Annotated in this window: 13 protein-coding genes and 1 pseudogene; 9 read left to right on the top strand and 5 right to left on the bottom strand. The window is 73.0% G+C overall.

All coding sequences use genetic code 11. From position 1 onward, the window contains the following. Nucleotides 1-114: 114 nt before the first annotated feature. Nucleotides 115-678 (top strand): PadR family transcriptional regulator, encoded by a 564-nt coding sequence (locus AB0G17_RS10135; protein WP_361378503.1) that lies wholly within the window; start codon nucleotides 115-117, stop codon nucleotides 676-678. A 74-nt stretch (nucleotides 679-752) separates the two neighbouring features. On the opposite strand, the gene AB0G17_RS10140 is transcribed toward AB0G17_RS10135, so the two are convergent. The 5 genes from AB0G17_RS10140 to AB0G17_RS10160 all read right to left on the bottom strand — a co-directional run bounded on the left by AB0G17_RS10140 (nucleotide 753) and on the right by AB0G17_RS10160 (nucleotide 4,303). Next, nucleotides 753-2,054, bottom strand: coding sequence for a glycosyltransferase (locus tag AB0G17_RS10140; protein ID WP_361378506.1), 1,302 nt, complete (start codon nucleotides 2,052-2,054; stop codon nucleotides 753-755). After that, a complete protein-coding gene (locus AB0G17_RS10145; protein ID WP_361378509.1) occupies nucleotides 2,017-2,853 on the bottom strand; it encodes a MerR family transcriptional regulator in 837 nt (278 codons plus the stop codon). The genes AB0G17_RS10140 and AB0G17_RS10145 overlap by 38 nt, the downstream gene beginning before the upstream one ends. A gap of 327 nt (nucleotides 2,854-3,180) precedes the next feature. Further along, a complete protein-coding gene (locus AB0G17_RS10150; RefSeq protein ID WP_361378512.1) occupies nucleotides 3,181-3,582 on the bottom strand; it encodes a signal peptidase I in 402 nt (133 codons plus the stop codon). A 23-nt stretch (nucleotides 3,583-3,605) separates the two neighbouring features. Continuing rightward, nucleotides 3,606-3,755, bottom strand: coding sequence for an SDR family oxidoreductase (locus tag AB0G17_RS10155; RefSeq protein WP_361378911.1), 150 nt, complete (start codon nucleotides 3,753-3,755; stop codon nucleotides 3,606-3,608). Nucleotides 3,756-3,811: 56 nt separating this feature from the next. Beyond that, on the bottom strand, nucleotides 3,812-4,303 hold the full coding sequence (locus AB0G17_RS10160; protein ID WP_361378515.1) for an SDR family NAD(P)-dependent oxidoreductase: 492 nt from the start codon (nucleotides 4,301-4,303) through the stop codon (nucleotides 3,812-3,814). Nucleotides 4,304-4,692: 389 nt separating this feature from the next. Here AB0G17_RS10160 and AB0G17_RS10165 point away from each other — a divergent pair. The 8 genes and pseudogenes from AB0G17_RS10165 to AB0G17_RS10200 all read left to right on the top strand — a co-directional run. Beyond that, nucleotides 4,693-5,733 (top strand): annotated as a pseudogene (locus AB0G17_RS10165) (type III polyketide synthase); the annotation flags it as partial. A 360-nt stretch (nucleotides 5,734-6,093) separates the two neighbouring features. Next, nucleotides 6,094-7,290 carry a cytochrome P450 gene (locus tag AB0G17_RS10170; protein WP_361378914.1) on the top strand — a complete coding sequence of 399 codons (1,197 nt, stop codon included), beginning with the start codon at nucleotides 6,094-6,096 and terminating at the stop codon, nucleotides 7,288-7,290. A 38-nt stretch (nucleotides 7,291-7,328) separates the two neighbouring features. Beyond that, nucleotides 7,329-7,928, top strand: coding sequence for a cupin domain-containing protein (locus tag AB0G17_RS10175; RefSeq protein WP_361378518.1), 600 nt, complete (start codon nucleotides 7,329-7,331; stop codon nucleotides 7,926-7,928). After that, complete coding sequence (locus AB0G17_RS10180; protein WP_361378521.1) at nucleotides 7,925-9,163, top strand: cytochrome P450; 1,239 nt, start codon at nucleotides 7,925-7,927, stop codon at nucleotides 9,161-9,163. Before AB0G17_RS10175 ends, AB0G17_RS10180 begins: the two co-directional genes overlap by 4 nt. A gap of 86 nt (nucleotides 9,164-9,249) precedes the next feature. Beyond that, complete coding sequence (locus tag AB0G17_RS10185) at nucleotides 9,250-9,888, top strand: maleylpyruvate isomerase N-terminal domain-containing protein (RefSeq protein ID WP_361378524.1); 639 nt, start codon at nucleotides 9,250-9,252, stop codon at nucleotides 9,886-9,888. A gap of 152 nt (nucleotides 9,889-10,040) precedes the next feature. Then, on the top strand, nucleotides 10,041-10,724 hold the full coding sequence (locus AB0G17_RS10190; RefSeq protein ID WP_361378527.1) for a hypothetical protein: 684 nt from the start codon (nucleotides 10,041-10,043) through the stop codon (nucleotides 10,722-10,724). Further along, complete coding sequence (locus tag AB0G17_RS10195) at nucleotides 10,724-12,973, top strand: tetratricopeptide repeat protein (RefSeq protein WP_361378530.1); 2,250 nt, start codon at nucleotides 10,724-10,726, stop codon at nucleotides 12,971-12,973. The genes AB0G17_RS10190 and AB0G17_RS10195 overlap by 1 nt, the downstream gene beginning before the upstream one ends. Before the next feature lie 102 nt (nucleotides 12,974-13,075). After that, on the top strand, nucleotides 13,076-13,378 hold the full coding sequence (locus AB0G17_RS10200; protein WP_361378533.1) for a hypothetical protein: 303 nt from the start codon (nucleotides 13,076-13,078) through the stop codon (nucleotides 13,376-13,378). The last annotated feature ends 71 nt before the right edge of the window (nucleotides 13,379-13,449 follow it).

Raw genomic sequence — 13,449 nt, forward strand, 5'->3', positions numbered from 1 at the left:
GGCGCGGTCGCGGTCGCGGTCGCGGCGTGGGCATGGTTCGCCGGGCCGAGCCGTCGGCACAACACATCGACTAGTCACCTAATTGTCTAGTGAAGAAAGTGATACTTTGGCGCGATGGCACTGCGCAACGCCGTCCTCGCCGCACTCCTTGAAGGCGAGGCTTCCGGGTACGACCTGGCCAAGGGATTCGACGCCTCCGTCGCCAACTTCTGGATGGCGACCCCGCAGCAGCTCTACCGGGAGCTGGAGCGGATGGAGTCCGAAGGGCTGGTCGAGGCGCGGCTCGTCCATCAGGAACGCCGGCCCAACAAACGCCTGTTCTCGCTCACCGACGCGGGCTGCGCGGCCCTGCGCTCCTTCACCGCCGAGCCTCCCCGCCCCAGCGCGATCCGCGACGAACTCCTGGTCAAGGTGCAGGCCGTGGACGCGGGCGACGCCGAAGCCGTACGGGGCGCGGTCGCGGAGCGGCTGGAGTGGGCCCGGGCCAAGCTGGCCCGCTATGAACGGCTGCGGGACCGCCTGCTCGACGGGCGGACCGAGGACGAGTACCTCGCCCGCGCCGAACGCGTCGGCCCCTATCTGACCCTGATGCGGGGCCGTGCGTTCGAGGAGGAGAACATCCGCTGGGCGGAACGGACGCTGGCGATCCTGGAGCAGCGGGCGGCCGTGGCCAAGTGAGGGTGTACGTGTGGGCCGAGGCCACGTGACGGTGAACGCGGAGCAGTGGAGCGCCGACACCAGGTGGCGCGCTCTCACCCCGCCATCCGCGCGACCGCCCGGGCCACCGCGGCCGCCCCGTCCTCCCGCTCCATGCGACGCGAGAGCGCGGTGGCGGCGCGGGTGTGGGACGGGTCGCGTACGGCTCGGTCCAGGGCGTCCGCGAGACGCGCAGCGGTGAGTTGCTGGAACGGGACCGGGTGCGGGGCCGCGCCGAGCGCGGTCAGACGGGCGGCCCAGAACGGCTGGTCGGCGGTCACCGGAACCGGAACCGCAGGCCTGCCCGCACGCAGCCCCGCCGCCGTGGTACCCGCTCCCGCGTGGTGCACCACGGCTGCGACACGCGGGAAGAGCAGGGCGTGCGGCACTTCGCCGATGGTGAGCACGTCGTCGCCGGAGGCGGAGGGGCCGGAGGCGGTGAGGCGGGCCCGACCGGTCTGGAGGATGCCACGGAGTCCCGCGCGGCGCAGGGCTGCCACGGCGATGGCGCCCAGACGCTCGCCCTCGCCCGCCGCCATGCTGCCGAAGCCGATGAAGACGGGCGGAGGGCCCGCCTGGAGGAAGTCCACCACGAGCGACGGAAGTTGACCCTCCGGACCCTCGGAACCCTCCGGACCCTCGGAACCCTCGGAACCCTCCCGACCGTCCAGACCCTCCCGACCCTCCGGAGCGAGGTGCGGCCACCAGTTGCCCACTGTCTCCAGCCCCTCCCGCCAGTCCCTGGGCTGCGGCACCACGGCGGGGCTGTAGCCATGCAGTACGGGCCAGGCCGCGGCCTCCTGCCTGCGGCGGACTTCGCCGGGCGTGGCGGGCGGGAGGCCGAGGCGCGCCCGCAGGTCCCCGACCGCGCCCGCGAAGACACGGTCGACCATCCGGAGCGAGAACCGGCCCGCCGCGCGGTTGCCCCATGCCCCGAGCGACCTCGCACCACCGACCACGGGTGCGAACTCCCGGGTGGGATGGGTCGGTTGGAGGTACACACCGAGGCCCGGTATCCCCGTCGCCTCGATGATGTGCCAGCCCAGTGGGGCCGTCGTCGTGGAGAGCAGCATCAGGTCGGTGTCCTGGGCCACCGCGTCGGCCAGGCCGCCCGCCAGTTCCCCGACGGACGCGCTCGCCGCCCGCATCAGGGCGCGCTTGCCGGTGGCGGGCGCGGTCTGCGCCCCGGGGTCGCCGGGCAGGGGCCGGAACTCGAGTCCGGCGTCCTTCACCAGCGCGGCGAAGGGGCCGGGAGCCGCGAGGGCCACCTCGTGCCCTTCGCGCCGGAGCCGGGCGCCGAGGCCGGTGTACGGGGCGACGTCACCGTACGACCCCGCGGCGGTGATCAGAATCTTCATGGCTGTCCCTCGGATGTCCTTCGGTGGCGGCGTCATGACGTACGGCATTGGCCTCGATCGCCGTCCGCAGGTAGGCGGCCAGGCCGGGCCGCTGTTGCCACGGGGGCACGACCAGCGCGAACGCGCGCGGATCACGGGCGAAGTCGTCGCCGATGCGGCGGTGCATCTCCGGCGGGCAGGGCGTGAACCAGCGGCCGATGTGGGCGCGGTGCTCCTCGGCCAGGTCCATGGCCGCCTCGCCGTCGGCGGGCTCGCGGCCCTCGAAGACCTTCAGCAGGCCCTCGCGCCACGCGGCCGCCTCGGCCATGATCCGCGCCCAGTCCTCCTTGGTGTGCGCGGCGGCGCTGGCCATGGACCGGCGGTGGCCCTCGCTGTCCTGCCACTTGAGCTGTGCCTCGGTGGCGTAACTGAGGTCGAAGGCGATCTCACCGAAGACCTCGAACCGCTCCTGCGGAGTGAGCCGGACGCCCGTCTCCTGTACCGCCATGGCCCGCTCGGCGACCTCCATCATCCGCTGGAGCTTGCCGATCTGCTCGCTCAGCCGCCGGTGCCGGGCGCGCAGTTGGTCCAGCGCGTTGGCGTCCGGGTCCTCCAGGACGGTGCCGATCTCGTCCAGCGAGAACCCGAGCTCCCGGTAGAAGAGGATCTGCTGGAGCCGTGCGAGGTCGGCGTCGCTGTAGAGCCGGTAGCCCGCGGGGCTGCGCTCACTGGGGGTGAGCAGTCCCACCGTGTCGTAGTGGTGCAGGGTGCGCACGGTGATCCCGGCGAACCCCGAGACCTGGCCGACGGAGTAACTCATCGCGGTGCCTTTCGTCGTGCCGCAGCCTGCCGCCTCACGTGGCGTGAGGGTCAAGCCGATCGTGCGACACGGTGCGTGCACGCCGGCAACCTGGTCTTTCGCTGCGGCGCGAAGCGGCCGGGAGGCGGTGGCCGAGGACCTCGAGGCGGTACGCCCCAAGGGCGCCATCCCTGAGGCCGAGCGCGCCCAGAGACCCTCCGGCAGATGTGGTCGGCACGCGGAGGCACCAAAAAGGGCCTCCTGGGCCGAAGCCGACCGGATCCGCCGGCGAGATCCACCGGCGAGATCCGCCGGGCAGATCCGCCGGGCAGATCCACCGGGCAGGCCCTATCCCACCCGGTAACCCGGCACCGAGGGCCAGCGGACGGTCAGGACGACGGACTCCTCCTCCGCGTGCCAGGAGTGGTCCACCCCCTTGCCCCACACGACGTAGTCGCCTTGCTCCGTCAACGTCACGGTGCGGCCCGGGAGTTCCACCCGGAAGCGGCCGCTGATCAGGACGAGCAGCGCCGTTCGCTCCTCGCCCGTCACCCACTGCGCCCGCTCGTCGCCACGGGGGTGGACGCCCCACTTGATCTCCACGGCGTCGCTGTGCCGCGGATCCCCGGCGTCCTTGAAGTGCCCGAGCAGCCACCCCCGGTCCAGCGAGGCGTCCTTGCCCGCGTTGCCCACGTACACCTCGTCGGTGGCGATGTCACCCATGGAGGAGCCGCCCACGTCGTCGTTCATGGTGTCGAACCCTAACCGTCGCCTCAGATCGGCGTGCGGCCGCCGTCCAGGGGCAGGAACGTGCCCGTGACCTTGCGCGACAGGTCGCCGGCCAGCACCACCACCGCGTCCGCCACGTCCTCCGCCCGGATCGCGTCGGGCAGCGGCGTGCCGGCGGCGACGTGGGCGATCAGGGACGCCTAGGGCCTGTCGTTGGCGTCGGTGGGGACGAAGCCCGGGGCGACCGTGTTCACGCGGATGTTGTCGGGGCCAACTCCCGCGCCAGCGCCCGGCCGATCGCGTCCTGGGCGCTCTTGGCCGCCGTGATCTCGACGGGTACGGGATAGGGGTTGTGCGTGGCGGAGGCGCCGATCAGGACGATCGAGCCGCCGCCGGAGCGCCGCATCGCGGGGACGACGGCGTGGCAGCACGCGAGCGTCGCGTCCAGTTGGGAGGCGACGGCGTCCCGGACCGAGGCGATGCGCTCCGGGCTGTCGATGAAGCTCCCGGCCACCCCTGCCCCCTCCCCCGCCCTCGCGCCGACGGCTTCCGTGCCGACCATGACGTTGCAGACCAGCACGTCCGGCGCGCCCAGCGCCGCCGTACTCGCCACCACCACGGCCCGTACCTGTTCCAGATCGCTCACGTCTCCCGCCACCGCCACGGCCCGGCCGCCCGACTTCTCGATGTCGGCGATCACGCGCGCGGCGGCGTCGGCGCTGCGCAGGTAGTTCACGGCCACGGCCGCCCCGTGCGCGCCCAGCGCGCGGGCGACGGCGGCGCCGACGCCGCCCCGTGCGCGCCCAGCGCGCGGGCGACGGCGGCGCCGATCCCCCGGCTGGCGCCCGTGACCAGAGCCACCCGCCCGTCCAGTAACCCCGACGACATGCCCCTGCTGCCCACTCCCACTCCTACGCCCACGCCCATTCCCCTTCGTCGCCTCTTCCTGCACCCCGGCCGCTGGCACCCCGGCGTCACGCCCGCCAGCCGAATGACACTTTTGTGTACTTTTAGATCGACCTGACGGGTCTTGTCCCACAGGCCTGGAATGATCCAACACGGCTGTCCGGCAGCCCGCCCGACCCCCGCCACGAGACCGGGCGCCGCCTACCCCCTCAGGATGTTCCGCCCATGGCTGTCTTGTGCCGACCTGCCGTCGCCGTGCCCGAGCACGTGATCACCTCTGAGCAGACTCTCGACCTGGTGCGCACCGTTCACGCCGACCATCCCCAGCTCGCGCTCGCACTACGCCTGATCGAGAACACCGGAGTGGCCAAACGGCACATCGTCCAGCCGATCGAGGAAACCCTGCGCCACCCCGGCTTCGAGGTGCGGAACAAGTTGTACGAGGCGGAGGCCAAGGCACGGGTGCCGCAGGTGGTGCGGCAGGCGCTGGAGACGGCCGAGCTGTCACCGCGTGACATCGATCTGATCGTCTACGTGTCGTGCACGGGGTTCATGATGCCCTCCCTGACGGCCTGGCTGATCAACACCATGGGGTTCCGGCCGGAGACCCGCCAGGTCCCGATCGCCCAGCTCGGCTGCGCGGCGGGCGGCAGCGCGATCAACCGCGCGCACGACTTCTGCACCGCGTATCCCGGGGCCAACGTACTGATCGTGGCCTGCGAGTTCTGCTCGCTGAGCTATCAGCCGACCGACCTGGGCGTCGGCACACTGCTGTCCAACGGGCTGTTCGGCGACGCCGTGGCCGCGGCGGTCGTCCGGGGCTCGGGCGGCACCGGGATCCGGCTGGAGCGCAACGGCTCGTACCTCGTACCGGGGACCGAGGACTGGATCGCGTACGCGGTGCGCGAGACCGGATTCCACTTCCTGCTCGACAAACGCGTCCCGGGCACGATGGAGGCGCTGGCGCCCGTCCTCGACCGGCTCGCCGACCAGCACGGGTGGAACGCCTCCACCCTGGACTTCTACATCGTCCACGCGGGCGGACCCCGCATCCTGGACGACCTCTGCACATACCTCGGCGTGCCGCCGGAGGCGTTCCGGTTCAGCCGCGCCACGCTCACCGAGTACGGGAACATCGCCAGCGCCGTCGTCCTCGACGCGCTCGGGCGGCTGTTCGACGAGGGCGGAATGGAGCACCGGGCCAAGGGCCTGATCGCCGGGTTCGGGCCGGGCATCACCGCCGAGGTGGCACTGGGGCACTGGACCGTCCCGGCGGCCGTGCCGAAGAAGACCGAAGCGCCGCAGAAGGCCGCAGCGCCGCAGAAGCCCCAGACGCCTGGGAAGGCCCAAGTGCCGCAGAAATCCGCCGTGCCGGAGGCGGTCACCGCCGGACCGAGGACGGTAACCGCCGTGCCGAAGACAGTTTCCGTGCCGAAGACGGTCGTCGTACCGAAGACGGTCTCCGTACCGAAGAAGGTCGTCGTACCGAAGACGGTCTCCGTACCGAAGACGGCCGTCGTACCGAAGACGGCCGTCGTACCGAAGACGACCGTCGTACCGAACGCGGTCGTCGTACCGGACGCACCCGCCTGCCCCCGCACCACCGAGACAGGAGGCGACAACGCCATGGCCGAACCGCAGATCCACTTCTGGGCGCCGCCGGACCTGCCCGGCCTCGCCTTCGACCCGCTGCTCGCGCGGCTGCTGCACGAGGAGCCCGTCGCCCGGGTGAAGCTGCCCAACGGCGAGGGCCACGCCTGGCTCGCGACCCGCTACGACGACGTGCGCTTCGTCTCCGTGGACCCCCGCTTCAGCCGTCAGGCCGTGATGGGACGCCAGGTCACCAGGCTCGCCCCGCACTTCATCCCGATGGACGGCGCCGTCGGGTTCGCGGACCCACCGGACCACACGCGGATGCGGCGCGTGGTCGCCAGCGCCTTCACCGCCCGGTCGATGCGCCGCCTCCACGAACACGCCCAGCGGGTGGTGGACCGGCTGCTCGACCGGATGGAGGGCCGGGGCGGGCCGCTCGACCTCATGGCCCACCTCAACCGGCCCTTCCCGCTCGCCATGGTGTGCGCGCTGATGGGAGTGCCGGACGAGGACCAGTCCCGGATGGCGCACTGGTCGGACACCATCATCTCCGCCGCACGCGGCCGCGACGCCAGCGAGGAAGCAAAGGCGGAGATGGCCGCGTACTTCCGCGACCTCATCGAGCGGCGCAGGGCGGAGCCCCAGGAGGATCTGGCGGGCGTGCTGGCGGGCGCCCTGGAGAACGAGGTGCTCGACCAGGACGAGGCCGTCGGGCTGGCGGTGCTGATCCAGATCGGCGGCGCGCACGCGGTGCGCAACAACAGCGCCAACATGGTGTACGCGCTGCTCACCCGGCCCGGACACCTCGCCAGGCTGCGCGCCGAGCCGGAACTCGTCCCGCAGGCCGTGGAGGAGCTGCTGCGCTACATCCCGCACCGCAACGCCGTGGGCCTGTCGCGGATCGCGCTCGAAGACGTCGAGGTGGGCGGGGTGCTGATCCCCGCGGGCGACCCCGTCTACGTCTCGTATCTGACGGCCAACCGCGACCCGAAGGTGTTCGCCGATCCGGAGCAGCTCGACTTCGACCGGACGCACAACCCGCACGTCGCCTTCGGGCACGGCCCGCACTACTGCCCGGGCGCCACGCTGGCCCGGATGGAGTCCGAGATCCTGCTGCGCTCGCTGTGGGACCGCTTCCCCGGTCTGCGGCTCGCCGTGCCGGAGGAGGAGGTGGTGTGGGAGCGCGGGGCGCTGATCCGCGGCCCCAGGGAACTGCCGGTGCGGTGGTGACGGTGCGTCAGGACCCTTACCCTCGAGAGGAGACAGCCGTGGACGACCTCGATCCGTACACCCGGCCCACCGACGGTCTGGTGATCCCGCCCGGCGGCGGCCGGACCCTCAGGACCGCCGCCCAGCAGGTGACCTTCAAGGTCACCGGCGCGCACTCGACCGTCGCCTCCACCTTCGAGGTGGTGGTGCCGCCGGGCTTCGACGTCGGCGCGCACGCCCACAGCCGCAGCGAGGAGCTGTTCTACCTGCTGGAGGGCGAGCTGGACGTGATGGCCTTCGAACCGAAGGTCCGCACCCTCGACGACTGGCGGGAGTGGGAGTCGCCCTCCGGGCAGCGCCACATGCGAGCGACGGCGGGCACGATGATCCTCGTGCCTCCGGGCTGCCCGCACGCGTTCGCGAACCCGACCGGCCGCCCAGCCAGGATGCTGTTCCAGGCCGCCCCTCCCCCGGACCACGAGCGGTACTTCGAGGAGTTGCTCGAACTGCTCAACAGCGGGGGCGGGATCGACCCGGCAGCCGTGCAGGAGCTGCGCGTCCGGTACGACATCGAGCAGTTGACCCCGCTGCGGCACTCGCCTCCCGCACAGACGCCGATGGCGGACGCGAGGGTGACGGACGCGAAGGTGACGTCATGAGCGAGGACGTACGCACCGACGAGCTGAGCCGGCGCACCTCCGGCGAGGCCACCGAGCACTTCTGGCCGGTGGAGCACCTGGACGCCCTGGAGTTCGATCCGCTGCTGCACCGGCTGCTGCGCGAGGAGCCGGTCGCGCTGGTACGGATGCGGTTCGGGGACGGCCACGCGTGGCTGGTGACCCGCTACCAGGACGTCAAGGAGGTCACCTCGGACCCGCGGTTCAGCCGGGCGCTGACCGTCGACCGGCCGGTGACCAGCATGACCCCGCACGTGGTGGCCCCCGCCGGAGGCATCGGCCGCACCGATCCGCCCGACCACACCCGGCTGCGGCGCCTCCTCGCCCAGACCTTCAACCGCAAGCGGGTGGCGCTGCTCAAGGTGGAGGCGGAGGCGATCGCGGAGCGGCTGGTCGGGGAGATGCTGGCGCAGGGCCCGCCCGCCGATCTCGCGGAGTGCGTGACCGGGCCGATGCCCGAGCAGGTCATCGGGAAGCTGCTCGGGGTGCCGGAGTCGGACCTCGGCCGACTCCAGGCCTGGCGGGGCGTCATCCTCTCCAGCGACCACTCCCTGGAGGAGAGCAACGCGGTCAAGGCCGAGATCGCCGGGTACTTCCGGGCGCTCGCGGACCACCGCCTCCAGCACCCGGGCGACGACCTGTTCAGCGAGCTCTCCCAGGCGCAGGCCGAGGGCGCACTCAGTCGCCCCGAGCTGATCTCGCTGGCCGTGATGATCGTCCTCAACGCACTCGACCAGGTCCGCAACCAGTGCTCCACGATGGTGTACACGCTGCTCACCCACCCCGAGCAGCTGGCGCGGCTGCGGGCGGACCCGGAGCTGCTGCCGACGGCGATCGAGGAGTTGCTGCGGTTCATCCCGCAGCGCAACGGCGTGGGGCTGCCCAGGATCGCCACCGAGGACGTGCCGGTGGGCGATGTGCTCATCCGTGCCGGGGAGGCCGTGTACGTCTCGTATCTGGCCGCCAACCGCGACCCGGAGGTCTTCACCGAGCCGGACCGCTTCGAGCTGACCCGCGACGAGTCCCCCAACCTCGCCTTCGGGCACGGGGCGCACTACTGCCTCGGGGCGGCACTGACGCGGATGCAGTCGGAGGTGATCCTGTCCACGCTGCTGCGCATGGCCCCGGACCTGCGGCTCGCGGTCGAACCCGAGCAGGTGCGCTGGCGCCGGGGCTCGATCAACCGCGGCCCGGAGACCCTGCCGCTTGCCTGGTGAGCGCTTGTCCCCCGACCAATCGCCCGACGACCGCTGCCCGGTGACCGCTTGCCCGGTGCGGGCCGGGGGCGGGATACCGTACGGGGATGACCTCACTGCGGCTCGACTTCCTCGCTCTGGCGGGCTCGGTCCCGGACCTGCTGCGCGACCCGGCGGTCGCCGCCGCGTGGCCGGGGCCGAGCGCGCTGGCGGAGTTCGGTGTGGCCGGTCTGGCGGGCCATCTCGCCTACCAGGTCCTGTCGATCCCGCCGACGCTCGCCGCACCCGTGCCGTCCGAGCCCACGGTCTCGCTGCTCGGGCACTATGAGCGGGTGGAGTGGATCGGGGCGGGTCTCGACGACGAGATCAGCGTACGGATCCGGCAGGGCGGTGAGAACGCGTCCGCCGACGGGCCGGCGGCGCTGGCCGACCAGGTGGACGCGGCCGTCGCCGAGCTGACGCAGACGCTGGCCACGGCGGAGAACCGGCCGGTCCGCATTCCGCTCTGGGGCCCGTGGTCGCTGCTGCTCGACGACTTCCTGACCACCCGGATGATGGAGATCGCGGTGCACGGCGACGACTTGGCGGTGAGCGTGGGCATCGCCGCGCCGCACCTCGCGCCGAGCGCCGTCGAGTCCGTGGTGGATCTGCTCTCCCGCCTTGCCGTGCGCCGCCACGGCCCGACGGCGGTGCTGCGGGCGCTCAGCCGTGCCGAGCGGGCGCCCCGAACGATCGCCGCGTTCTGACGCCCCTGCGGTGCGGCTACGGTCCGAGCTCCGGGGCCACCTCAACTCGCGTACATCGGAGCCGAGTTGAATCAGTGAGTGTCTGACACGGCGTTCGCTCGGCGGATACCTTGTGCGGACTGATCCATGGGGACGGTCCGGGACGGGGTGCGATGGCGAGACGTGGGGTGCGCGGTCGTGCCTGGCTGGTGGGCGGCGCGGGGGCGGGTGCGGTCGGCGCGGTCCTGCTCTGGGCCCCGGGCGGAGTCCTGTCGTGGTCCGGCGGGGTGGCCGCCGCGGCCGCCGCCGCGTATCTGAGCCAGGACCTGCCCAGGCAGTTCAGCGACCGTCTGGCGCGGCGCAGGGCTCAGCAGGACTCCGGCACGGCGGCCCCGGTCCTCGTCTCGACGCGGATCAGGAACCAGGACTATGTGGCCCTGGGCGACGGTGGCCGGGTCGTCGAGGTCCCGGCCAGCGGGCACACGGTCCGGCTGGTCGCGACCGGGGCCGGGCCCCTTCCCGTGGTGCTGACGGACCTGCGCGTCGAGGTGATCGCACGCGCGGACCGCTCCGGTGACCTCGCCCGGCACGCGGCGGAGGTCCCCCTGCGGCGGTTCGAGGTGCTGCTCGACGCCGATCCGCCGCGCGTACGCCCTCTCGCCACCAGCGACTTCCCGTACCGGGTGAACCAGGACGAGGCGGAGGTGCTGGACCTGGAGGTCAGGACCGAGGCCGGGGACATCCAGTGGGTGCTGTGGCTGGACTGGTCCTGCGGGGGCCGGACCGGCAGCGTCCGGGTGGACCTCGACGGCCGCCCCTTCCGCACCGCCGCCCGACACGCCCGCCCGGCCATCTGATGGCGTCGGCACCCGCGCTGCGCGGCGCGGCCCTCACCACCCTGCTCCCGCTCGTCCTGGGCGGCGCGGTCCTGCTCGCCGTTGGGGCGCACGCCTGGCCCGCGTGGGCGGCCGTGGTCGCGGTGGCCGTCGTCTCGGGAGCGCTGACCCTGCGGCGGACCGCGCCCCCGAAGCGCCTCGCCACGGCCACCCGGCCCGCACCCGACGACAGCGGCGCGGCGGTGTACGCGATGCAGCGGCCGGTCCGTGAAGTGCCTACGAGTGGGCTTCCCAACGACGTTCCGTACACCCTGAAGGTGACGACGCGCAGTCATCTCGCCGTGGTCGTACCGCCCGGCCCGGAGACCGGCGCCGAAGCCGTGCACATCCCGCTCACCGGCCACAACCTGGTGTTCGCGCTCACCGCCGAGGGTCCGTCCGACGTCACTCTCGTACGGTTGAAGGCTCGGGCCACCCAGCACGCCTCGATCGTCGCGGCCGGCGTCAGCATGGCTCACCGACGGGTGCCGGACATGGTGTACAGCCCCGACCTGCTGGAGTCGATCCAGCGCTCGGTGGAGGCGTTCGAGCCCCTGGCCCGGCCGGACTTCGAGGTGCGGCTCGACGACGGCCCGGGGGCCGTGCGCCCTGTCGACGAGGAGGCGCCGTCGCTCCCGCTGACCGTTCCCGGGGGCGGGAGCGTCACCCTGGTCCTGGCCCCCGTCACCGAGTCCGGCGCCTGGGTGCACTGGCGGCTGGACGCCGAGATCGCGTGCGACGGCCGTACGTACACGCCGAGTTGGGACCTGACGGTCACCGCCACGACGGGCATGGCGACTTACCACCCGGGCGGCGGCCGCACCAGCACGCCGGTGCGCGAGCTCTACCCGGACCACTGGGATCCGGCCGCCCCGGACACCGAGCCCGGGGCGGGCGGAGCGGAGCAGCGCGCCTTCGAGGTCGCGGCCCATGTCGCGGCTGACGGCGCCGGCGTCCTGCGCGGCGTCCCGCGCCCCGGCCCGGATCCGGAGCCCCCCGAGAGCCTGCGCCACCGGAAGACCGGCGACCGGCACCTGGCGGCGGGCCGGTCGTGCGAGGCGGCGGACGCGTACCGGGCGGCGGCGCAGGCCGGCAGTGGCCGAGCCGCGTTCGCGCTGGGCACGTTGCTGCACGGGCAGGGCGACCTCGCGGGCGCGGAGCGCTGGTACGAACGCGCGGCCGAGCGCCGGTTCACGGCGGCCTTCAACCACCTGGGCATGGCGGCGCTCCAGCGCGGCGACACGGACGGGGCCGAGCGGTGGTACCGCCGGGCCATGGACGCGGGCGACTGGGCGGGGGCCGACGGGCTCGGCGCGCTCCTGGCCGGACGGGGCGACACCGCCCGGGCCGAGACGCTGTGGAAGCTCGCCGCCGACAACGGACAGCCCAACGCGGCCCAGAACCTCGCGGTCCTGCTCAACCGGCAGGGGCGGACCGCCGAGGCCGAGGAGCTGTGGACCCGCGCGGCCGCGGCGGGCAACGCCCAGGCCGCCGTCCACGTCGGCTTCCTGCGGCACGAGGCCGGAAACCTGAAGGAGGCCGAACGCTGGTGGCGCGAGTCCGCCGAGCGGGGCAACAGCCGGGGCGTGTACTACCTCGGCGTCTTCCTGTCCCGGGCCGGCCGCGTCGACGAGGCGGAGCACTGGTGGCGGGAGGGCGCCGCGCGGCTCGGCGACCCGCAGGGGTCCACCGGATTCCGGGCCGCCACCGAGGGCGGGTTCAGCTACACACTGGGTCCGGCCGCCGACTCCGGCGAGGCGCTCTGCGCGTACGAACTTGCCTGTCTGCTGGACGAGAAGGGCGACCGGGACGGGGCCGAGCACTGGTGGACCGCCGCCGCCCGGGCCGGTCACAACGAGGCGGTGCTGCGGGTCGCGCAGGTGGCCATGAACGACCACGACGACCTCGACGGCTGTCTGCACTGGCTGCGGATCGCCGTCGCGGACGAGCGGACTCCGGTGGAGCGGCTGGCCACGGCGGCGGACGCGCTGTACCGCCTCGCGGGCGGGCTCTACGACGGGACGCGTCCCGGCAACCCGGACGCGCTCGCGGCCTGCGCGCTGGCGGTCGACGCGTACGAGCGGCTGCACGGCCAGGACGTGTCGGCGTACGCGCAGCCGTACGCCCAGGTGCTGGACTTCTACTCCCGACTCAACCGGGAGGCGGGAGAAGTAGCGGTGGCCGACGCGGCCGACCGGCGGCTGAGGGCGCTCGGAGTGCGGCCCCGCTGACGGTGTCGGCTCAATCCAACCGCGCGCTCGGTGAGTTGGCTTGTCTGTCCGGCGCGCTGGGAACAGCCCTATCGTTCCGCTGTGCACCAGCGAGGAGGGCGTGTGGACAAGGACGAGGAGCGGCGGTTGCGGGCCATCGCGCCGGAGATCACCCGTACCACGATCGAACTGCTGAGGACGGTGGTCGGCCTCGAACCCGCTGAGCGGGTGCCGGAGGAGGCGTTGCGGGTGGCCGACGAGGTGCTGGCCAGGCACGGCTCCGACGGGCTGCGGGTGCTCGTCATGAGCATGGCCGGGTGGACGGCGGTCGGGATCGAGTCGAACGCCCATCTGACCGGCAAGACGCACCAGGCGTACCTCGACGAGATGGAGCTCACCTGCTGGGAGGCCAACCCCGACGGCTGACGCGGGCGGCCCCGACGGCCGGCCGGTCGACCGCGACGCCACCGCTGACCTGGGCGGCAGGCACGCCCGAA

The organism is Streptomyces sp. NPDC023838, assembly GCF_040639555.1.
In the GTDB taxonomy this organism is placed as follows: Bacteria; Actinomycetota; Actinomycetes; order Streptomycetales; family Streptomycetaceae; genus Streptomyces.

What these genes read in the sequence shown, in the direction of transcription:
- AB0G17_RS10135 (WP_361378503.1), top strand. Translation starts at nt 115, where the DNA reads ATGGCACTGCGCAACGCCGTCCTCGCCGCACTCCTTGAAGGCGAGGCT.
- AB0G17_RS10140 (WP_361378506.1), bottom strand. Translation starts at nt 2,054, where the DNA reads ATGAAGATTCTGATCACCGCCGCGGGGTCGTACGGTGACGTCGCCCCG.
- AB0G17_RS10145 (WP_361378509.1), bottom strand. Translation starts at nt 2,853, where the DNA reads ATGAGTTACTCCGTCGGCCAGGTCTCGGGGTTCGCCGGGATCACCGTG.
- AB0G17_RS10150 (WP_361378512.1), bottom strand. Translation starts at nt 3,582, where the DNA reads ATGAACGACGACGTGGGCGGCTCCTCCATGGGTGACATCGCCACCGAC.
- AB0G17_RS10170 (WP_361378914.1), top strand. Translation starts at nt 6,094, where the DNA reads ATGGCCGAACCGCAGATCCACTTCTGGGCGCCGCCGGACCTGCCCGGC.
- AB0G17_RS10180 (WP_361378521.1), top strand. Translation starts at nt 7,925, where the DNA reads ATGAGCGAGGACGTACGCACCGACGAGCTGAGCCGGCGCACCTCCGGC.
- AB0G17_RS10185 (WP_361378524.1), top strand. Translation starts at nt 9,250, where the DNA reads ATGACCTCACTGCGGCTCGACTTCCTCGCTCTGGCGGGCTCGGTCCCG.
- AB0G17_RS10190 (WP_361378527.1), top strand. Translation starts at nt 10,041, where the DNA reads ATGGCGAGACGTGGGGTGCGCGGTCGTGCCTGGCTGGTGGGCGGCGCG.
- AB0G17_RS10195 (WP_361378530.1), top strand. Translation starts at nt 10,724, where the DNA reads ATGGCGTCGGCACCCGCGCTGCGCGGCGCGGCCCTCACCACCCTGCTC.